Genomic DNA, 21027 nt, shown 5'->3' with positions numbered 1-21027 from the left:
GTTGATTACAGGCCGGCGAACGGGAGCATCTGGGCCATGTGGCCCATATTGGTCTCGTGCACTGCGACGGAGCCGCGAAGCTGGCGCTTGTTCTTGGTGGTCTTCTTGGTCAGGATGTGACGCTTGAAGGCCTGGCCGCGCTTGACGGTACCGCCTGGACGAACTCGGAAGCGCTTCTTCGCGCTGCTTTTGGTCTTCATTTTGGGCATGAAATGCTCCTTGATCGTGCTCGTGAGGCGCCTCGAAAACTGCTTTCGTGGACTTGTTGGCCCCGAGCCACTTGTGTTGCGTCACCCGAAGGTGCCGCGCGGTCCGGGAATCTGAAGAAGATCAGTTCCCGGCCGATTGCCGAACGTTTCCGCCCGGCGAATTTTTTGCATCAACCCGCGATTGTCGCCGATCCGGCTCAGGCTGCGGCAGAAGACGCTTCGGAAGCCGTCTTCGCTGCTGCAGCCTTCTTGCGGCTGGGAGCGATCATCATGATCATCTGCCGGCCTTCGAGCTTTGGAAACTGCTCGATCAGGATGGTGTCGGCCAAGTCGGTACGGATGCGTTGCAGCAGCGCCATGCCGATTTCCTGGTGCGTGATTTCACGGCCGCGGAAACGCAGGGTGATCTTGCACTTGTCGCCTTCTTCCAGGAAGCGGCGGATGTTTCGCAGCTTGATGTTGTAGTCGCCGTCGTCGGTGCCGGGGCGAAACTTCACTTCCTTGATCTCGATGACCGTCTGCTTGGCTTTCGCCTCGGCAGCGCGCTTCTGCTCCTGGTACTTGAACTTGCCGTAGTCCATCAGACGACACACCGGCGGGATCGCCGTGGCAGCAATTTCAACCAGGTCGACGTCGAGTTCGCCGGCCATTCGCAAAGCCTCGGCCAGGCTGACGATGCCCAAGGGCTCGTTCTCCGGCCCGGACAGGCGCACTTCGGGCGCCATGATTTCCCGGTTCAGGCGATGCTTGCGTTCCTCGCGTTGGCGACGGTCACGAAATTCAGTAGCGATGGCTCAATCCTTTTAAAGACACTACAACAGCGTAGCGAAATCTCTTGGAGCGCGTAAGAAATGCAGGTTCGCCGGTTTCCCGACGAAACCGGCGATCAGATCTTGAGAGCGATGTCCGAGGCCACCTTTTCGGCGAAGGCCGCCACCGACATTGCACCGAGGTCGACGCCACCACGGGCGCGCACTGCCACGGCTCCTGCTGCCATTTCCTTGTCGCCGATCACGGCGATGTAAGGCAGCTTTTGCATTGAATGCTCCCGTATTTTATAGTTAATTTTCTCGTTGCGCAGATCCAGCTGAACCCTAAGCCCCTGCGCGCGCAGTGTTTTCGCAACGCTGCGGGCGTATTCGGCCTGGCTGTCGGTGATCGTGAGGATGGAAACCTGCATCGGCGCCAGCCAGGACGGAAGCGCCCCGGCATGGTGTTCGATCAGCATGCCGATGAAGCGCTCCAGGCTGCCGACGATGGCCCGGTGCAGCATCACGGGATGTGCGCGGCCATTGGCTTCGGTAACGTATTCGGCACCCAGGCGCTCGGCCGTGTTGAAGTCGACCTGGATCGTGCCGCACTGCCAGTGGCGGCCGATGGCATCACGCAGCGTGTATTCGATCTTCGGGCCGTAGAAGGCGCCCTCGCCCGGGGAAATTTGGTACTCCACCCCGGAGCGCTTGAGCGCTTCGATGCAGGCATGCTCGGCCTTGTCCCAGAGTTCGTCCGAGCCGACACGGTTGTCCGGCCTCGTTGCAATCTTGTAGAGGATGTCCGTGAAGCCGAAGTCCTGGTAGACACGCTGCAGCGTTTCCGTGAAGGCAACGCATTCGTCCAGAATCTGGTCTTCGGTGACGAAGGCGTGGCCGTCGTCCTGCGTGAAGCCGCGCACGCGCATGATGCCGTGCAGCGCGCCCGAGGGCTCGTTGCGGTGGCACTGGCCGAACTCGCCATAGCGCAGCGGCAGGTCGCGGTAGCTGCGCAGGTCGCTCTTGAAGATGAGCACATGGCCCGGGCAGTTCATCGGCTTGAGTGCGTAGTCGCGCTTTTCCGACTCCGTCGTGAACATGTTCTCGCGGTAGTTCTGCCAGTGGCCCGTCTTCTCCCACAGGCTGCGGTCGAGGATCTGCGGCCCCTTGACTTCCAAGTAGCCCGTTTCGCGGTAGACCTGGCGCATGTACTGCTCCACCGCCTGCCAGATCGCCCAGCCCTTGGGGTGCCAGAACACCACGCCCGGCGCCACGTCGTCGATGTGGAACAGGTCGAGCTCCTTGCCCAGGCGGCGGTGGTCGCGCTTCTCGGCCTCCTCGATGCGCAGGATGTAGGCCTCCAGGTCCTTCTTGTCGGCCCAGGCCGTGCCGTAGATGCGCTGCAGCTGCTCGTTCTTGGCATCGCCGCGCCAGTAGGCGCCGGCCAGCTTGGTCAGCTTGAAGACCTTGAGGAAACGCGTGTTCGGCACGTGCGGGCCGCGGCACATGTCGACGTATTCCTGGTGGTAGTACAGGCCCATGGCCTGCTCGTCGGGCATGTCCTCGACCAGGCGCAGCTTGTAGTCTTCGCCGCGCGACTGGAACACCTCGATCACCTCGGCGCGGGGCGTCATCTTCTTGACGACGTCGTAGTCCTGCGCGATCAGCTGTTTCATGCGGGCTTCGATCGCGGCCATGTCCTCGGGCGTGAAGGGGCGCTCGTAGGCGATGTCGTAGTAGAAGCCCTCGTCGATCACCGGGCCGATCACCATGCGTGCCGTGGGATAGAGCTGCTTGACGGCATGGCCGACCAGGTGGGCGGTGGAGTGGCGGATGATCTCGACGCCTTCGGCATCCTTGGGCGTGATGATCTGCAGGCGGGCGTCGTGTTCGATGAGGTCGCTGGCGTCCACCAGGCGGCCGTCGATCTTGCCGGCGACGGTCATCTTGGCGAGGCCGGGGCCGATGGAGCGGGCAACGTCGGCCACCGAGACCGGGCCGGGGAAGCTGCGCTGCGAATTGTCGGGGAGCGTGATCTGGATCATGGCGTGCCAATCAGAGCGAGAAAAAAGCGGGGGATGGAAACGAAAAAAGCGCGGAGATCCGCGCTTTTGATCAGGCGAGCCGCAAGGGCTCCTCGAGCAGGCAAACGCGAACCCATCGGCCTAGCGGCCGGAGGAAGTCTCCGAGGGAGTTCGCGGTGTCATAACCAGTTTGCCTTTCTCGCTCTTGCTGATGGATGGTCTGGAGCGCGCGAGTTTAACACCGCGGTCCCAGCCAGTGCCCTCAGTGGAATTGCTCTTCCTCGGTGGAGCCGGTCAGCGCCGTGACGCTCGAACGCCCACCCTGGATCGCCGTGGTGACCTCGTCGAAATAACCGGTGCCCACCTCCTGCTGATGCGAGACGAAGCTGTAGCCGCGCTCGCGTGCGGCGAACTCCGGTTGCTGCACCTTGTCGACATAGGCCGACATGCCGCGGCTGGCGTAATCCTGCGCCAGATCGAACATGTTGAACCACATCGAATGGATGCCGGCCAGGGTGATGAACTGGTACTTGTAGCCCATGGCGCCCAGCTCCCGCTGGAACTTGGCGATGGTCGCGTCGTCGAGGTTTTTCTTCCAGTTGAACGATGGCGAGCAGTTGTAGGCCAGCATCTTGCCGGGATGCACCTTGTGCACCGCATCCGCGAAGCGCTTGGCAAAGGCCAGATCAGGCGTGCCGGTTTCGCACCAGACGAGGTCGGCATAGTGCGCATAGGCGATGGCGCGCGAGATCGCCTGATCGATGCCCTTGCGGGTCTTGTAGAAGCCCTCGGCGGTGCGGTCGCCGGTCAGGAAGGGCTTGTCGTTGTCGTCATGGTCGCTGGTCAGCAGGTCTGCGGCTTCCGCATCGGTCCGGGCGATGACCAGTGCCGGCGTGCCGCAGACGTCGGCAGCCAGGCGGGCGGCCACCAGTTTCTGGACCGCATCCTGGGTCGGCACAAGCACCTTGCCGCCCATGTGGCCGCACTTCTTCACGGAAGCCAGTTGGTCCTCGAAATGCACACCTGCCGCGCCGGCACGGATCATCGCCTTCATCAGCTCGAAGGCATTGAGCACACCACCGAAGCCCGCCTCGGCATCCGCCACGATGGGTGCGAAGTAGTCGACATGCCCGGCGTCGCCCGGATTGCTTCCCCGTGCCCACTGGATTTCATCGGCGCGACGGAAACTGCTGTTGATGCGCTCGACCACCGTTGGAACCGAATCGACTGGATACAGCGACTGATCGGGATACATCGCCGCGTAGCTGTTGTTGTCGGCGGCCACCTGCCAACCGGACAGATAGATCGCCTTGATGCCCGCCTTGACCTGCTGCATGGCCTGACCGCCGGTCAGTGCACCGAGGCAATTGAGATAGGGCTCTGTATGCAGCAGATTCCACAGTTTCTCGGCACCACGGTGCGAAAGCGTGTATTCGATCGGAAAAGAGCCGCGCAGGCGCACTACGTCCGCGGCGCAATATCCGCGTCGGATGCCTTTCCAGCGCGGATTGCTCGCCCAATCCTTTTCCAGGGCGGTGATTTGTTGCTCACGGCTGAGCTGTTCGCTGAGGGTATGGGGCACGGTGGACTCCTTCAAATATGCAACGCCGACATGGCGCGCTGGGTTCCACTTTATGTACCGCGGCACTTCGAAAGCGCGCAAATTCTCCAGACAGGATTAAGTTTTTTTCCTTTAAACTCAATTACTTATGAAATAATTTCACAATGAGAAATTCAATATTCCATATTGAAAAATATTGGTGCAGTGCAGCATCCATGTTTGTCGCCATGTGAAATTCACCCCATCCAGCGAAATTTCAGTCCGGTTGACGCGCCAGCCAGTCGCCATCGGCAAGTGGTTCAAGGTGTGCAACCAGCGCAGGCGCAATCTCATAGACAAAACAGCGGATGAGCTTGCCATTCACCTCGATTTCGAGTTCGCGCTTGGCATATTCGCCGGTCGGCTCGGGTAGCAGCCCTTCAATTTCATCCAGACGTTGCTCGACCGAATGACTCACGCTGTAGACCTCGCCGACGACCGCCATGCAGCCGTCCATCACCAAGCCGGGATACCAGCCCATGGAATAGAGCCGGCCGGGAATGCTGGCGGCTCCCAGATACTTCGGCGCAGGCCGAAGCAGGTTGATGTCATTGACCTCGCCGCGGCGCAAGGTGCCGTAGACAAACACGTATCGACCCGTGTCCGCGCATGCCTGGTCCTGGGTTGTCATGAAAGCTCGCTCCTGAAGGTTTGGGGGGACCGCGGCGACCGGGGCTGCCGTGCTGTCCGGTAGGCTCCACCAGAGGTGAAACACGAGTGCAACATTGCCACGTCCTCGTTTGAAAAAAACGTAATCCACTTGGAAACGCGTTTTTTCTCCAGTAGCATGCGCGCAGCCAGTGGAAAGAAGGTTTTCCACCGGTGACGACACACCAATCCCTTAGGAAGAAGAATCATGGCAACTGCAAAAAAAGCGCCGGCTAAAGCACCGGCGAAAAAGGCCGCAGCTCCGGCAACCAAAGCTGCCGTGAAGGCCCCGGCCAAGAAGGCCGCCGTCAAGCGCACGCCCAACGCCGCCTTCATGAAGGCCTTGACGCCCAGCGCCGAACTGGCCGCCGTTGTGGGTGCCACCCCGCTGCCGCGCACCGAAGTGGTCAGCAAGCTGTGGACCTACATCAAGAAGCACGACCTGCAGGACAAGGCCAACAAGCGCAACATCAACGCCGATGCCAAGCTCAAGGCCATCTTCGGTAAGGACCAGGTCTCGATGTTCGAACTGGCTTCCCTGATCGGCAAGCACGTCAGCTAAGACGCCTCTGCGTTGCCCACGCAGCAAAAAAAGGTCTCCTGCCGGAGACCTTTTTTTCGCCCTTGCTGGGCTCAAGCCCGCTCCAGTGCCTGGCGCAGATCCGCGATCAGGTCGGCGGTTTCCTCCAGGCCCACCGAGAGCCGGACCATGCCGTCGCTGATGCCCATTTGCGCACGGACTGCCGCGCCAGCCTCCCAAAAGATCGTGTGGGCGACCGGGATGACCAGCGTACGTGTATCGCCCAGCCCGGTGGCCTTCACCGCCAGCTGCAAACGATCGATGAACGCCAGGCAGGCGTCGGCATTCTTCAATTCGAAAGACAGCAACCAGCCCGCGGCCAGGAAATGCTTCTGCGCACGCTCATGCTGCGGATGGGACGACAGGCCGGGGTAGTAGACCTTGGCGATGGCCGGATGGGCTTCGAGATAGCGGGCGATTTCCAGCGTCGCGGCGCTGGTCTGGCGCATGCGCAGCGCCAAGGTCTCGGCACCCACCGAAATCGCATGTGCGTGCTGGGCAGACAGGGTTCCGCCCATGTCGCGCAGGCCCTTCTTGCGAATTTGCGTCAAGCCCCATTGGCGCGTGTCGCCCTTGCGGTAGACCTCGCTGATGTTGGGATAGGCCGACCAGTCGAACAGCCCGGTATCGACCACCGCACCGCCCAGCGCATTGCCGTGGCCGCAGATCGACTTGGTGAGCGAATGCACCACCAGCCCGGCGCCGGTGGATCCGGGCCGGAACAAGTACGGCGACAGGATGGTGTTGTCGACCACGAACAGCAGGCCGCGCTCGCGGCACAGACGCCCAATGCCTTCCAGGTCGGCGATCTGCGTGCCCGGATTGGACAGCGTCTCGACGAACACCATCCGCGTGGCGGGCGTGATGGCCGCGGCCACATGCTCGACTTCGCTCGCATCCACCCGCGAGACCCCGATGCCGAGATCGCCCAGGGTGCCAAAGATGCTGTTGGTATTGCCGAAGACGGCGCGGCTGGCCACCAGGTGGTCGCCGGCGCGCAGCAAGGTCAGAAAGACGCCGCAGATTGCCGCCATGCCGCTGGCAAACGAGACGGTGCCGACACCGGCTTCCATCTGCGTGAGCTTGGCTTCCAGGGCGGCCGTGGTGGGAGTGCCCTGGCGCGAGTAGACGTAGGCGCCTTTTTTCGTGCCCTGGAAGACGCCGATCAGGTCCTCCACCTTGTCGAACCCGTACTGGGTCGAGGTGTGGATGGCCTTGTGGACGCTGCCGTCTTCCGAGCCGAAGGCTTTGTCGGAATGCACGACGTCGGTGGTGAACCCGCGGTGACTGGTCATGGTTTTGCTTTGCTGCAGGACGGTTCAGTCGCGCTCGGGCACGACGGCTTCGGCGTAATCGTAAAGCGCCGAGAGAATGGTTTCGGTGCGCTCGTCGGGGCCGTCTTCTGCTTCGCTGGCCTGCTCGCCCAGCACATCCAGGGCGGCGAGGTAGTCATCGACGGTGCGCGCTCCGCCAACGCCTTCGAAAAGCCGCGCGGCGCGGTGTTCCTGCCAGCGTGCACCCTCCTCCTCGGTCAGGGAGTCCGGGTAATTGCGTGCGCGGAAGCGGAAGACGATTTCCTCCAGGCGGGCGTCTTCGAAACCCGTGCGGGCGGAGGCCAGCTGGCCGGGCGACATCCCACGCAACTGGCCGAGCTTGCGGCGGTCGTTGTTGCCGACAAAACCACCGTACAGGTCTTCTTCCACGTCGGCCGGCTCGCTGGCCGGGCGCTTGAACACCTCCTGCCAGATCGCACTCATGTCGGGCAAGGCGGCAGCCGCCTGCGCATGCAGCGCCGCCTGCTCCAGGTCCAGCTGCCAGCGCTGTGCCATTTCGGGCCGCAGGGTGCGCAGGTTGCCGACCACCATCGGGGATTTGTTCAGGTGCACGCTTTTGAGCGACAGACGGCTCATGCCTTCTGGCAGGTCGGCCGCGCGGGTGAAAAGGCGCTGGCGGATCTCCTCGATTCCCAGCGTTGCCAGGATGGCTGGATCCTGCGACAGATCCCAGGCAAGCACTTCGTTGCGGTTCGTCGGATGGATCGCCAGCGGCCACATGACCGCGAGGCAGCCGCGCTCAGCTGCAAACATGCCCGAGACGTGCAGAAAAGGCCGAGCCGTCTGCGCAGTGGTGGGCAGGCCGAGTTCCTGGGCGACCCGGTCCTTGGCGCGCAAGCCAAGCGCGAAGTCGAAGAGGCGCGGGTTCTTTTCGCGCAGCAGCCGGGCCAGCGCGATCGTCGCCCTGACGTCGGACAAGGCATCGTGCGCGGCCTCATGAACCAGGCCGTTGGCCCGGGTGAGGTCTTCCAGGCGAAAACTGGGTTTGCCGTCAGGCTTCAAGGGCCATTCCATGCCCTCCGGTCGCAGGGCGTAGGCCAGACGCACCACGTCGAGCAGATCCCAGCGGCCACACCCGTTCTGCCATTCGCGGGCGTAGGGATCGATGAGGTTGCGCCAGAAAAGAAAACGCGTGACTTCGTCGTCGAAGCGGATGGTGTTGTAGCCCACGCCGATGGTGCCGGGCACCGAGAAAGCGGCTTCGATCCGGCCTGCGAATTCGATTTCGGCAATGCCCCGCTCCATGCAGGTCTGCGGCACGATGCCGGTGATCAGGCAGCTTTGCGGATCGGGCAGGTAATCGTCGGTCTGCCGGCAATACACCATCAAGGGTTCGCCGATTTCACGCAGTTCGGCATCGGTTCGAATGGCGGCGAATTGCGAGGGCCGGTCGCGGCGCGGATTGGTGCCGAAGGTTTCGTAGTCGTGCCAGAGAAAAGTGATGTCGGTCATGGATGTAGATGCCAGCTCCAGGCGCCGCAAATGTACAGGACGGCGTGGTGCAAGCTCCGCGCCGTCCGCCGGGATCAGGACCCGGAAGCCTCTGGCTGAGGCTGCACAGGCGGCGGCTCGACCTTGGTCAGCACGGCGCTGCTGAAGAACTTGCCCAGGCCGTCGGCCTCACGCGTGCCGGAGAGGAAACGGATGGACTTGTCGCGCAGCATGTAGCCGACGGTCAGCTTCACGCCGAGCACGGGAGTGCTGCCGCTCATCTGGCCCATCTTTGCCGTGGCATTGACCAGGGTCGCTTCGAGCTTGTTGGCCGGGCCGGACGGGCGCGTGGGGTCGGTGGAGACGATGTTCTTCACGCCGTCCAGAGGCTTGAGATCGAAGCCCGCCTGTACTTCGGAAGTGATCGTCGCGGTGTTGCAGAACGCGCTCGAGTACGTCACCAGACGCGCGATGGCCGTGTACTTGCCATTGGCATCGACGGCCAGGGTTCCGGTGATCTGGTGAGAGCCGTCGTCTTGCGAGTTGGCCAGGCAGGTGGTGGTGTAGTCACCTACGTAGTCGGTCCATGACGGCGACGCCTCCGTGGATGTCTTGCCATCGCCTCCTCCGCATGCTGTCAATGCAGCAGCAGCGGCCATAAGCAAAAGGAAGGGATGTCCGTTTCGGCGTAGGGATTCGATAAATTTCATGCTTCTTGCGAATCAAAAGTTGAAGAAGCCGAGAATGTAGTGAGTAAATGCACACACTCATACGACTCTTTTGATAGCAAGTTTTGACACTGTAAAAAAACGAAAAAGGGCTGGCAATTTGCATTGCCAACCCTTGTCGGAGAAGCTCTCGAAGAGCTTGCCGCGATCAGTCGGTCGTCGCTTCTTCCGGCTCGGCCGGCTCAGACTTCTGACCACGTTCGCGCTTGGGCAGCGGCGTGATGTCGAGCTTCACCTCGGGCTTTTCGGCCGTCGGATCTTCCAGGTCCACCGTCAGGCGGCCGCCTTCGGTCAGGCGACCGAAGAGCAGCTCGTCGGCCAGCGCACGACGGATCGTGTCCTGGATCAGCCGCTGCATCGGCCGTGCGCCCATCAGTGGGTCGAAGCCCTTCTTGGCCAGATGCTTGCGCAGCACGTCGGTGAAGGTGACTTCCACCTTCTTCTCGGCGAGCTGCTGCTCCAGCTGCAGCAGGAACTTGTCGACCACCCGCAGGATGACGTTCTCATCCAGCGGCTTGAAGTTGACGATCGCGTCCAGCCGGTTGCGGAACTCGGGCGTGAAGATGCGCTTGATGTCGGCCATCTCGTCGCCCGCCACACGCGGGTTGGTGAAGCCGATGGTCGCCTTGTTCATCGTCTCGGCGCCGGCATTCGTCGTCATCACCAGGATGACGTTGCGGAAGTCGGCCTTGCGTCCGTTGTTGTCCGTCAGCGTGCCGTGGTCCATGACCTGGAGCAGCACGTTGAAGATGTCCGGATGCGCCTTCTCGATCTCGTCGAGCAGCAGCACGCAGTGCGGCTTCTTGGTGATCGCCTCGGTCAGCAGGCCGCCCTGGTCGAAACCGACGTAGCCCGGAGGCGCGCCGATCAGCCGGCTCACCGCATGGCGCTCCATGTACTCCGACATGTCGAAGCGGATCAGCTCGATGCCCATGATGTAGGCGAGCTGCTTGGCCGCTTCGGTCTTGCCGACGCCGGTGGGACCGCTGAACAGGAAGGCGCCGATTGGCTTGTCGCCCTTGCCCAGGCCCGAGCGCGCCATCTTGACCGAGGAGGCCAGCACTTCGAGTGCCTTGTCCTGGCCGAAGACCACGCTCTTCAGGTCACGCTCGATCGTCTGCAGCTTGCCGCGGTCGTCGTTGCTGACGTTGGCGGGCGGGATGCGGGCGATCTTGGCCACGATCTCCTCGACTTCCGTCTTGGTGATCGTCTTCTTGCGCTTGTTGGGCGGCAGGATGCGCTGGGCGGCGCCGGCCTCGTCGATCACGTCGATCGCCTTGTCGGGCAGGTGGCGGTCGTTGATGTACTTGGCCGACAGCTCGGCGGCAGCCTGCAGCGCGGCGGCCGCGTACTTCACGCTGTGGTGTTCCTCGAAGCGCGACTTCAGGCCCTTGAGGATCTCGACCGTCTGCTCGACCGTCGGCTCGACCACGTCGACCTTCTGGAAACGACGCGACAGGGCCGCGTCCTTCTCGAAGATGCCGCGGTATTCCTGGAAGGTGGTCGCGCCGATGCACTTGAGCTGGCCGGAGGACAGCGCGGGCTTCAACAGGTTGGACGCGTCCAGCGTGCCGCCCGATGCCGCGCCGGCACCGATCAGGGTGTGGATTTCGTCGATGAACAGCACGGCGTTCGGCTTGTCCTTGAGCGACTTGAGCACGCCCTTCAGGCGCTGCTCGAAGTCACCGCGGTACTTGGTGCCGGCCAGCAGCGCGCCCATGTCCAGCGAGTAGACCTGGGAGTCGGCCAGGATCTCCGGCACGTCCTTCTGCGTGATGCGCCATGCCAGGCCCTCGGCGATGGCCGTCTTGCCCACGCCGGCCTCGCCCACCAGCAGCGGGTTGTTCTTGCGGCGGCGGCAGAGGATCTGGATGACCCGCTCGACCTCGTACTCGCGGCCGATCAGCGGATCGATCTTGCCTTCCTTGGCCTGCTGGTTCAAGTTGACGGTGAACTGCTCCAGCGGAGAAGCCTTCTCGTTCTTCTCGGCCTGGGTCTCTTCGCTCTCGGCCTGCGGCTCGCCGGACTTGGTGGGTTCCGGCGGCTCGCCCTTCTTGATGCCGTGGGCGATGAAGTTCACCACGTCCAGACGGGTCACGCCCTGCTGGTGGAGGTAGTAGACGGCGTGCGAGTCCTTCTCGCCGAAGATCGCCACCAGCACGTTGGCGCCGGTGACTTCCTTCTTGCCGTTGCCGGTGGACTGCACATGCATGATGGCGCGCTGGATGACGCGCTGGAAACCCAGCGTCGGCTGCGTGTCCACCTCGTCGGTGCCGGCCACCTGGGGCGTGTTGTCCTTGATGAAGTTTGACAGCGACTTGCGCAGGTCGTCGATGTTGGCCGAGCAGGCACGCAGGACTTCGGCGGCGCTCGGGTTGTCGAGCAGTGCCAGAAGCAGGTGCTCGACGGTGATGAATTCGTGTCGTTGCTGCCGGGCCTCCACGAAGGCCATATGCAAGCTGACTTCCAGTTCCTGGGCAATCATGAGATTTCCTTTGCCGAGCGGTAAAAATATGGCCAGTAATTAGGGATGGATCCGGCTTTATTCAACCGGTTCACTCACACACTGCAGCGGATGTCCGGCCTTGCTCGCCGCGTCCATGACCTGGTCGACCTTGGTCGCGGCCACGTCGCGCGAGTAGACGCCGCAGACGCCTTTTCCGTCGAGATGGATCTTGAGCATGATTTGGGTCGCCTGCTCGCGGTCCTTGCTGAAGAATTGCTGGATCACCATGACCACGAACTCCATCGGCGTGTAGTCGTCGTTGAGCATGACGACCTGGAACATCTGCGGCGGCTGGGTGCGCTGGGTGCGGCGCTCGAGCACGACCGAGTCGCCATCGTCCCGCGCGGGAGCCGGCTTGATGGCCGGATTTGCCGGGCTGACCGGCGGTGGGGACGGGGACTGGGTCGCCATGAAATTCATTCTATCGGTGGGAATTGCGCGCTGCAGCAAGCAGGGATTTTGGTGGTATTTCGGCAACTTCAAGGGCTGGGATCTCATTCGTACACGATGACCGCTTTTCCGCCCTCGGCCTGGGCCATCCAGCTCGACAATGCGGCGTCGGTCGGGAAGAACAGGGAACGCTCGTCCAACTTTAAGTCAACGCCGACTTCCATGCCGGCCGTTTCGCGGCGCACCGACAGGCGCACCTCCAGCCCGCGCAGCAGTTCGCCCTGTTCGGACACCTCGCGCACCGGCGGATGGTCGCGCACGATGCGCTGGATGTCCGGTGCCTTGCCGTTGACCGCCACCCGCAGGAACTTGCCGAAGCGGCAGCGCGCGGTGGCCAGGTCCCAGACATGTTCCACCTTCAGGCGCACGCCGCCGGTGAAGCGGTCGGGCTGCAGCTTGCCGGAGATGATGACCATCTCGTCGTCCTTGAGCAGATTGCGGTAGGTGTTGAGCACGCCTTCGTCGGCCGTCGCCTCGATCACGCCGGACTTGTCGTCCAGCTTCATCAGCGCCAGCTTGCCGCGCTGGCCGTTGATGACACGCAGCTCCAGGATGATGCCGGCCAGCGTGACCGGCTCGCGCGAATCGGCCAGCTCGCCGATCTCGCGGCGCACGAACTGGCGCACCTCGCGCGAGACCTCGTCGAACAGGTGGCCGGAGAGATAGAAGCCGACGGCCGTCTTCTCCAGCACCAGCCGCTCCTTGATGCCCCAGGGCCGGGCCTCGACCAGGTCGGGCTCCTGCGCGCTGGAGCCGTGGCCGTCGTCCATCATGTCGAACAGCCCGCCCTGGTTGACGTTGGCGGCCTGCGCGGCGGCGTATTCGAAGGCGCGGTCGATGGAGGCCACCATCGAGGCGCGGTGCGGGTTGATCGCATCGAAGGCGCCGGCCTTGATCAGCGCCTCCACCGTGCGTTTGTTGATGCGTTGCCGGTCCACCCGGTTGCAGAAGTCGAACAGGCTGGAGAAGGCACCGCCCTCCTCCCGCGCCGCCACCACCGCCTCGATGGCCGACTGGCCGGTGCCCTTGACGGCGCCCAGGCCGTAGCGGATCACGGTGTTGCTGACCGGCTCGAAGCGGTAGCCGCCGCGGTTGACGTCCGGCGGCTCGAACGTCATGCCGAGCTTCTGCGCATCCTCGAAGAGCACCCGCAGCTTGTCGGTGTCGTCCATTTCCACCGTCATGTTGGCGCAGTAGAACTCCGCCCGAAAATGCACCTTGAGCCAGCCGGTGTGATACGCCAGCAGCGAATAGGCGGCGGCATGCGACTTGTTGAAGCCGTAGCCCGCGAACTTCTCCATCAGGTCGAAGATCTCGTCGGCCTTGTCCTGCGCAATCCCGTTGACCGCGGCCCCCTTGCGGAAGATCTCGCGGTGCATCGCCATTTCTTCGAGCTTCTTCTTGCCCATGGCGCGGCGCAGCAGGTCGGCGCCGCCCAGCGAATAGCCGCCCAGGATCTGGGCGGTCTGCATCACCTGCTCCTGGTAGACCATGATCCCGTAGGTCTCCGACAGCATGTCGGCCACCAGCGGATGCGGGTACTCCACCGTCTCGCGGCCGTGCTTGCGGGCCACGAAGCTGGGGATCAGGTCCATCGGGCCCGGGCGGTACAGCGCGTTCAGGGCGATCAGGTCTTCCAGCCGCGTCGGCTTGGCGTCGCGCAGCATGCCCTGCATGCCGCGGGATTCGAACTGGAACACGGCTTCGGTCTTGCCCTCGGCAAACAGCCGGTAGGTGGCCGTGTCGTCGATCGCGATGTTCTCGTAGGCAAACAGCTCCTGGCCCTTGTGGCGCTTCTTGATGAACTCGCGGGCGATCTCCAGGATGGTCAGCGTGGCCAGGCCCAAGAAGTCGAACTTGACCAGGCCGATGGCCTCCACGTCGTCCTTGTCGTACTGGCTCACTGCCGAATCGCTGCCCGGCTGCTGGTAGAGCGGGCAGAAGTCGGTCAGCTTGCCCGGGGCGATCAGCACGCCGCCGGCATGCATGCCGATGTTGCGGGTCATGCCTTCGAGCTTCTGCGCCATCTCGATGACGGTCTTGACGTCCTCTTCCTTGCGCACCCGCTCGTAGAGCATGGGCTCCAGCTCCAGCGCGTAGTTGTTCTTGTCGCCGTCCTTCTTGGTCTCGGGCGGATAGGCCAGGGTGTAGGACATGCCCGGCTTGGCCGGCACCAGCTTGGAGATGCCGTCCACGAAGGTGTAGCTCATGTCCATCACCCGGCCCACGTCGCGGATCGCCGCCTTGGCGGCCATGGTGCCGAAAGTGGCGATCTGGCTGACCGCGTCCTTGCCGTACTTGTCCTTGACGTAGTCGATGACGCGGTCGCGGTTGCCCTGGCAGAAGTCGATGTCGAAGTCGGGCATGGACACCCGCTCCGGGTTCAGGAAGCGCTCGAACAGCAGCTTGTATTCGAGCGGATCCAGGTCGGTGATCTTGAGTGCGTAGGCCACCAGCGAGCCGGCGCCGGAACCCCGGCCCGGGCCCACCGGGCAGCCGTTGTTCTTGGCCCAGTTGATGAAGTCGCCCACGATCAGGAAGTAGCCCGGGAAACCCATCTTCAGGATGGTGTTGATCTCGAACTCCAGCCGCTCCACGTATTCCGGGCGCTTGGCGTTGCGCTTGGCCAGGTCCGGATAGAGGTGGGCCAGGCGCACCTCCAGGCCCTCGAAGGAGGCGATGCGGAAATAGTCCGCGATCGGCACGTTGTTGGGAGTGGGGAAGTCGGGCAGCTGCGGCTTCCCCAGGTCCAGCACGATGCTGCAGCGGCGGGCGATCTCCACCGTGTTGGCGATGGCCGAAGGCACGTCCGCGAACAACGCCTCCATCTGCGCGGTGCTCTTGAAATACTGCTCACGGGTGAACTTGCGCACCCGGCGCTGGTTGCCCAGGATCTCGCCTTCGGAGATGCAGACGCGCGCCTCGTGGGCCTCGTAGTCGTCCACTTCGGTGAACTGCGTCGGATGGGTGGCCACCACCGGCAGGTTCAGGCGCGCGGCCAGCTGCACGGCGGCCACCGTGTGGGCTTCGTCGTCCACCCGGCCGGCACGCTGGATCTCCAGGTAGAAGCGATGCGGAAAGATGCCGGCCAGCAGCAGCGCGGCATCGGCGGCGGCGGAATCGTCCTGGCGGATCAGCGCCTGGCCCACCGGGCCGGCCTGGGCGCCCGCCAGCAGGATCATGCCCTCGTTGAGTTCACGCAGCCATTCCAGCTTGCAGACGGCCAGGGCCTTCACCACGCCCTTGGTCCAGGCGCGGGCGATCAGCTCGGACAGGTTGAGATAACCCTTCCAGTCCTGCACCAGCACCACCACCTTCGACAGCACCGCCGGATCGGCGCCTATGCCTTCCAGATAGAGCTCGGCGCCGATGATCGGCTTGACGCCCTTGCCGCGCGCGGCCTTGTAGAACTTGACCGCCCCGAAGAGGTTGCCGAGGTCGGTGATGGCAAGAGCGGGCTGGCCGTCGCGGGCAGCGGCCTTGACGACATCGTCGATCCGGTTGGTGCCGTCGACGACGGAAAACTCGGTGTGCAGGCGCAGGTGTACAAACATCGGGGCATTTTAAGAACCTTGGCCGATCGGCGTCCGCGCCGACCCCGGTTCCTTCAGGTTTCTAAAATCGGGGGGTGAACTCCATCCTGAACATTTCCGCCTACCGCTTCATCGCCCTGCCCGATGCCGAGGCGCTGCGCCAGCCGCTGCTGGACCGGGCCCTGGCGCTGGGCCTGCGCGGCACCATCCTGCTGGCGGGCGAAGGCATCAATCTTTTCCTGGCCGGGCCGGCCGAGGACGTGCACCGTTTCCTCGACGATCTGCGGCTCGATCCGCGTTTCGCCGGGCTCGAAGCCAAGGAGAGCTGGTCCGACAGGCAGCCCTTCGGCCGCATGATGGTCAAGGTCAAGCCCGAGATCATCCGCATGAACCATCCGGCCATCCGGCCGCAGGCCGGCCGCGCCCCGGCGGTGGACAGCGCCACGCTGCGCCGCTGGCTCGATGCCGGACAGGACGACGAGGGCCGCGAGGTGGTTCTGCTCGACACCCGCAATGCCTTCGAGGTGGACCATGGCGCCTTCGAGGGCGCCATCGACTGGCGCATCGAGAAATTCACCGAATTCCCCGCGGCCTTGCGCGAGCACCGCGAGGAATTCGCCGGCAAGACCGTGGTCAGCTACTGCACCGGCGGCATCCGCTGCGAGAAAGGGGCGATCCTGATGGCCGAGGAAGGCCTGGAGCATGTCTACCAGCTCGAAGGCGGCATCCTGAAATACTTCGAGGAGCAGGGCGGCGCGCATTACCGCGGCGGCTGCTTCGTCTTCGACGACCGGCGGGTGCTCGATGCCTCGCTGGCCGCGCCCGCCGCCGCCCCGTCCTCCGACTGACTGCTAGACTCGCCGCCCCCCACCGACTCTCCTGCATGTCCCTCCGTTCCGCTCCCGCCGTCGGCATCGACTTCGGCACCTCCAATTCCGCCGTCGCCGCCGCCCTGCCGGACGGTTCGATCCGCCCCCTGCCGATCGAGGACGCCCACACCACGCTGCCGACCGCCCTGTTCTTCCGCGACGAGGATCAGGCGACCTTCTTCGGCCGCGCCGCCATGCAGCAGTACCTGGCCGGCGAGGAAGGCCGGCTGATGCGTTCGCTCAAGAGCCTGCTGGGCAGCTCGCTGATCGACGAACGCACCGCCGTGCTCGGCGAGGCCGTGCCCTTCCGCGACATCCTGACCCGCTTCCTGTCGGAACTGGCCACCCGCGCCGAAGCCCAGCTCGGCGCCCGGCCGCGCCGCGCGGTGATGGGCCGCCCGGTGCATTTCGTGGACGAGGACGAGACCCGCGACGCCGCCGCCGAAGCGGCCCTGGCCGACTGCGCCCGCAGCGCCGGCTTCGAGGAAGTGCGCTTCGAGCTGGAGCCGATCGCCGCGGCCTTCGACTACGAACGCCGGGTGACGAAGGAAACCCGCGTGATGGTGGTCGACATCGGCGGCGGCACCTCCGACTTCACCCTGGTGCGCCTGGGCCCGGACCGGGTCGCCCAAACCGACCGCCGCAGCGACATCCTGGCCACCACCGGCGTGCACATCGGCGGCACCGACTACGACCGCGCCCTGAACCTGGCCCGTGTCATGCCCCTGCTGGGCCTGGGCCACAAGGGCGGCACCGGCCGCGAGGTGCCGAGCACCGTGTTCTTCGAGCTGGCCACCTGGCACCTGATCCACCGCACCGCCACGCCCGCCGCCCTGCGTGCGGTGCGCGAGCTGCGTTTCTCCTACAGCGACCGGCAGCTGCACGAACGCCTGACCAGGATCGTCGAAGGCCGCCACGGCCACCGGCTGGCGCATGCGGTGGAGGCCGCGAAGATCACCGCGTCTTCCGGCGGACATGCCGCCGCCATCGACCTGGGCGAAGCCGAATCCGGCCTGTTCGCCACCATCGAGCCGCCGGAACTGGCGCTGGACCTGCACAGCCTGCTCAACCGCGTGGCCGCCTGCGCGCTGGAATGCGCCCGGGTCTCGGGCACCATGCCCGATGCGCTCTACCTCACCGGCGGCTCCTCCGCCCTGAAGCCCTTCCAGGACGTGCTGCGCCACACCTTCCCGGACGTGGCACTGGTCGAGGGCGACCTCTTCGGTGGCGTGGCGGCCGGGCTGGCCGTGGCCAGCCGCGCGTTCTAGCGCGAGCGGCCCTCAGCGCTGCCCGCTGGGCAGCAGCAGATGCTTGGCGCCGATGTGCGCCTCCATCTCGTGCATGTGGTTCTCGGCATCGACCATGTGCTCGGCCATCAGGCGCCGCACCTCCACCGCGTCTTCCTGGCGATAGGCCTTGAGCAGCAGCGTGTGGTAGTCCACGTTGGCCTGGCCGAAATGGTGGTGCTCCATGGCGCGTTTGTAGACCACCAGGTCGCGCAGCAGGTCGTTGAGGAAACGGCACATGAAGGACAGCACCGGGTTGGGGCAGCTCTCGGCCAGGATGGTGTGGAAGGCGAGCTCGGCCTCGCGCTGGGCACGCAGCTCGTCCTCGGACTGCGGCTCCACCTTGCACACGTGCACATTGGCTTGCAGCCGCTCGAACTGCTCCTCGGTCAGCCGGCCGACCACACTCGCGGCGAGTTCGGGCTCCAGCGCCTTCCTCAACTGGTAGATGTGGTGGCCGTCCAGGTGATGGAAATGCAGGAAGTTGCGCAGCGGCTCGCTCGCATGCTCCACCGACACCTGCTGCAGGAAGGCGCCGCCGCCGGGGCCTGTGCGGATCGAAATCAGCCCCCGCACCTCCAGCGCCTTGAGCGCCTCGCGCACGGTGCTCTTGGAGTAGCCGAAGAGTTCGATCAGCTCCTTCTCGTTGGGCAGGCGGTCGCCCGGCTGCTTGCGTTCGGCCACGATCCAGCGCTTGACGTCCTCGACGATGAGGTCCGATAGCTTCTGTCGTTTCGGGCGGTTTTGCCCCACTGTCATGCCGACGCTCCATGCCCTGCGGGCGCTGCGCGGGATGCGCATCTCCGAACGATCTTAAACGGGCTCGGGACGAGCTTCGAAGGGGTTTTGGGCACGGCCATGGCACAGCATTTGCTAGCGGGTTTTTACCAGCATATTAATCCTATTTATCCGGTTAGATTGCCGGCGACTTAGGACCTGCCCCCCACCCCAACCGCCCCACGACCGGAGCCACCATGCAACGCAGAAACCTTCTCCAGATCGCCGCCGCATCCGCCGCCCCCGCCTTCCTGCTGGGCGGCCGTTCGGCCATCGCCCAGGCCACGGACGCGATCCGTTTCGGCTGCCCGGTGCCCATGTCCGGCGCGTTCGCCGCCAACGGCAAGTTTGCGGACCTGGGCATGAAGCTGGCCATAGAGCAATACGGGAGTGCGCTGAAGCGCCCCCTGGCCTATACGGTGCAGGACACCGAAGGCAAGCCCGCCACCGCCGTGCGCAAGCTGCAGGAAGCCGCCCAGCAGCAGAACACCAAATTCTTCGCCGGCGGCATCCTGTCCTCCGAAGCCCTGGCCATGGGCAAGGAAGCCGAGAAGGCCGGCGGCCTGTTCATCACCACCGCCGGTGCCGACGAGATCACCGGCAAGGACTGCAACAGCGCCACCTTCCGCTGGTCCGTGCCCACCTTCGGTGCGATCGAGCAGACGGTGCGCCCGCTGGTGGCCGCCATGCCCAAGGCCAGGCGCTGGTACACCATCACGCCGCAGTACGTCTTCGGCGAAGGCCTGCTGAGCGCGGCCAAGTCCATCTTCCAGGAGAAGGGCATCGAGCACGTGGGCAACAGCTACCACTCGCTCAACGAAAAGGAGTTCAGCGGCTACCTCACCAACGCCGCCGCCGCCAAGCCCGATGTGCTGCTGCTGCTCAACTTCGGTGCGCAGTCGTCGGACACCCTGCGCCAGGCGATCAGCTTCGGCATGAACAAGAACATGACCATCCTGATGGCCTGGGCCTCGGGCCTGGAGCAGTTCGACGCGCTGGGCGCGGACCTGTGCGACGGCGTCTACTTCGGTGCGCAGTACTGGCACACGGCCAGCGCGCCGCTCAACCAGGACCTGGTCAAGCGCACGGCCGACAAACTCAAGATCGTGCCCAACTACAGCCTGGCCGGCTCCTACGTCTGCACCAAGATCCTGATCGACGGGATCATCAAGGCCGGCACGGTGGACCAGAAGGCGGTCATCGCCGCCCTCGAAGGCATGAAGTACGAGGGCCTGACCGGCATGGAGGAGATCCGCAAGGACGACCACCAGGTGATCAAGGACTACTACCTGCTCAAGGGCAAGGCCAAGTCGAAGATGAAGGACGCCGCCGATTACGTGGACGTCGTCAGCTCCGGCAAGTCCTTCCTGCCAGTCGACAAGACGGGCTGCAAGCTGGCCTGACCGACTCCCTCTTGCCGCGTCCGCGAAATCCATGACCGTCTATCTCCTCCAGACCATCAACGGCGTCGGCATCGGGATGCTGTACTTCCTGCTGGCCGTGGGCCTGTCCATCGTCTTCGGGCTGTTGCGGTTCGTGAACTTCGCGCACGGGGCCTTCTATCTGCTGGGCGCCTATCTCTGCTTCCAGGCGCTTCAGTGGGGCCTCAATTTCTGGGCGGCGCTGGTGCTGGTGCCGCTCTTCGTCGGCCTGCTCGGCTGGCTGGCCGAGAAGCTGCTGCTGCGGCGGGTCTACGCCAAGCCGCACGAGTTCCACATCCTGGTCACCGTGGGCCTGGCCCTGGTGGTGCAGGAGCTGGTGATCGTGTTCTGGGGCCCGCTCGGCAACAACGTGCAGCCGCCGGAGCTGCTGCAGGGCGTGGTGATGTGGGGCAGCTTCATCTATCCCAAGTACCGGCTGTTCGTGATCGGCTTCACCGCCGTGCTGGCGGTGCTGCTGTGGTGGGTGCTGGAGGGCACGCGTCTGGGCAGCGCGGTGCGGGCGGGCAGCGAATCGACCGAGATGGTCTCGCTGCTGGGCATCAACGTCTTCCGTGTGTTCAGCCTGGTGTTCGCGCTGGGCGCGGCCACCGCCGCCCTGGCCGGCGTGCTGGCGGCGCCCATCCGCGGGGCCGAGCCCTTCATGGGCGTGGAGGCCTTGAGCGTCGCCTTCGTGGTGGTGGTGATCGGCGGGCTGGGCAGCTTCGGCGGGGCGCTTGTCGGCGGCCTGCTGATCGGCATCGTGCAGAGCCTGATGAGCACCATCTGGGCGCCCGGCGCCAGCCTGATGATCTATATCGCGATGGCGGCCGTGCTGCTGCTGCGACCGCATGGCCTGCTGGGCCGCAGAGGATGAGCCGCGCC

At 64.3% G+C, this 21027-nt stretch carries 17 protein-coding genes; 5 read left to right on the top strand and 12 right to left on the bottom strand.

The features are described from left to right. Window positions 1-5: 5 nt before the first annotated feature. The 5 genes from rpmI to GT347_RS24405 all read right to left on the bottom strand — a co-directional run bounded on the left by rpmI (window position 6) and on the right by GT347_RS24405 (window position 5213). On the bottom strand, window positions 6-209 hold the full coding sequence (gene rpmI / locus GT347_RS24425) for a 50S ribosomal protein L35 (RefSeq protein WP_160554665.1): 204 nt from the start codon (window positions 207-209) through the stop codon (window positions 6-8). A gap of 197 nt (window positions 210-406) precedes the next feature. After that, window positions 407-934 carry a translation initiation factor IF-3 gene (infC, locus tag GT347_RS24420; RefSeq protein ID WP_229722480.1) on the bottom strand — a complete coding sequence of 176 codons (528 nt, stop codon included), beginning with the start codon at window positions 932-934 and terminating at the stop codon, window positions 407-409. Between the two features lie 161 nt (window positions 935-1095). Further along, window positions 1096-3003 carry a threonine--tRNA ligase gene (thrS, locus tag GT347_RS24415; protein ID WP_160554664.1) on the bottom strand — a complete coding sequence of 636 codons (1908 nt, stop codon included), beginning with the start codon at window positions 3001-3003 and terminating at the stop codon, window positions 1096-1098. A gap of 241 nt (window positions 3004-3244) precedes the next feature. Beyond that, entirely contained in the window at window positions 3245-4564 is a 1320-nt protein-coding gene (aceA, locus tag GT347_RS24410) for an isocitrate lyase (protein ID WP_160554663.1), read from the bottom strand. Between the two features lie 235 nt (window positions 4565-4799). Then, window positions 4800-5213 (bottom strand): gamma-glutamylcyclotransferase family protein, encoded by a 414-nt coding sequence (locus GT347_RS24405; protein WP_160554662.1) that lies wholly within the window; start codon window positions 5211-5213, stop codon window positions 4800-4802. A gap of 225 nt (window positions 5214-5438) precedes the next feature. Here GT347_RS24405 and GT347_RS24400 point away from each other — a divergent pair, with 225 nt between their 5' ends. Continuing rightward, window positions 5439-5792: an SWIB/MDM2 domain-containing protein gene (locus GT347_RS24400; protein WP_160554661.1), complete on the top strand. Its 354-nt coding sequence runs from the start codon at window positions 5439-5441 to the stop codon at window positions 5790-5792. Window positions 5793-5863: 71 nt separating this feature from the next. On the opposite strand, the gene GT347_RS24395 is transcribed toward GT347_RS24400, so the two are convergent. From GT347_RS24395 to dnaE, 6 genes are all read right to left on the bottom strand, one after another. Beyond that, a complete protein-coding gene (locus GT347_RS24395) occupies window positions 5864-7105 on the bottom strand; it encodes a cystathionine gamma-synthase family protein (protein ID WP_160554660.1) in 1242 nt (413 codons plus the stop codon). 24 nt (window positions 7106-7129) lie between these two features. Beyond that, window positions 7130-8596, bottom strand: a complete 1467-nt coding sequence (sbcB, locus tag GT347_RS24390; protein WP_160554659.1) for an exodeoxyribonuclease I — start codon at window positions 8594-8596, stop codon at window positions 7130-7132. A 74-nt stretch (window positions 8597-8670) separates the two neighbouring features. Next, the gene (locus tag GT347_RS24385) at window positions 8671-9285 is read right to left on the bottom strand and encodes a hypothetical protein (RefSeq protein WP_160554658.1); all 615 of its coding nucleotides are present in this window, start codon (window positions 9283-9285) and stop codon (window positions 8671-8673) included. Between the two features lie 166 nt (window positions 9286-9451). Then, on the bottom strand, window positions 9452-11788 hold the full coding sequence (clpA, locus tag GT347_RS24380) for an ATP-dependent Clp protease ATP-binding subunit ClpA (protein WP_160554657.1): 2337 nt from the start codon (window positions 11786-11788) through the stop codon (window positions 9452-9454). Window positions 11789-11845: 57 nt separating this feature from the next. Further along, window positions 11846-12229, bottom strand: a complete 384-nt coding sequence (gene clpS, locus GT347_RS24375; protein ID WP_160555502.1) for an ATP-dependent Clp protease adapter ClpS — start codon at window positions 12227-12229, stop codon at window positions 11846-11848. 74 nt (window positions 12230-12303) lie between these two features. Further along, on the bottom strand, window positions 12304-15813 hold the full coding sequence (gene dnaE, locus GT347_RS24370) for a DNA polymerase III subunit alpha (RefSeq protein WP_160554656.1): 3510 nt from the start codon (window positions 15811-15813) through the stop codon (window positions 12304-12306). 74 nt (window positions 15814-15887) lie between these two features. On the opposite strand from dnaE, the gene GT347_RS24365 reads away from it, so the two are divergent. Continuing rightward, window positions 15888-16640 carry a sulfurtransferase gene (locus tag GT347_RS24365; protein ID WP_160554655.1) on the top strand — a complete coding sequence of 251 codons (753 nt, stop codon included), beginning with the start codon at window positions 15888-15890 and terminating at the stop codon, window positions 16638-16640. A gap of 35 nt (window positions 16641-16675) precedes the next feature. Further along, complete coding sequence (locus GT347_RS24360; RefSeq protein ID WP_160554654.1) at window positions 16676-17929, top strand: Hsp70 family protein; 1254 nt, start codon at window positions 16676-16678, stop codon at window positions 17927-17929. 12 nt (window positions 17930-17941) lie between these two features. Here GT347_RS24360 and GT347_RS24355 read toward each other — a convergent pair whose 3' ends face one another. Further along, window positions 17942-18706 (bottom strand): FadR/GntR family transcriptional regulator, encoded by a 765-nt coding sequence (locus tag GT347_RS24355; protein WP_160554653.1) that lies wholly within the window; start codon window positions 18704-18706, stop codon window positions 17942-17944. Between the two features lie 215 nt (window positions 18707-18921). Here GT347_RS24355 and GT347_RS24350 point away from each other — a divergent pair, with 215 nt between their 5' ends. Beyond that, window positions 18922-20127, top strand: a complete 1206-nt coding sequence (locus tag GT347_RS24350) for an ABC transporter substrate-binding protein (protein ID WP_160554652.1) — start codon at window positions 18922-18924, stop codon at window positions 20125-20127. Window positions 20128-20158: 31 nt separating this feature from the next. After that, window positions 20159-21019 carry a branched-chain amino acid ABC transporter permease gene (locus GT347_RS24345; RefSeq protein ID WP_160554651.1) on the top strand — a complete coding sequence of 287 codons (861 nt, stop codon included), beginning with the start codon at window positions 20159-20161 and terminating at the stop codon, window positions 21017-21019. Window positions 21020-21027 lie beyond the last annotated feature (8 nt).

Source organism: Xylophilus rhododendri, from assembly GCF_009906855.1.
GTDB lineage: Bacteria > Pseudomonadota > Gammaproteobacteria > Burkholderiales > Burkholderiaceae_C > Xylophilus > Xylophilus rhododendri.
The sequence above is the reverse complement of the archived record's forward strand: the minus strand, read 5'-3'. Positions and strand labels throughout refer to the sequence as shown.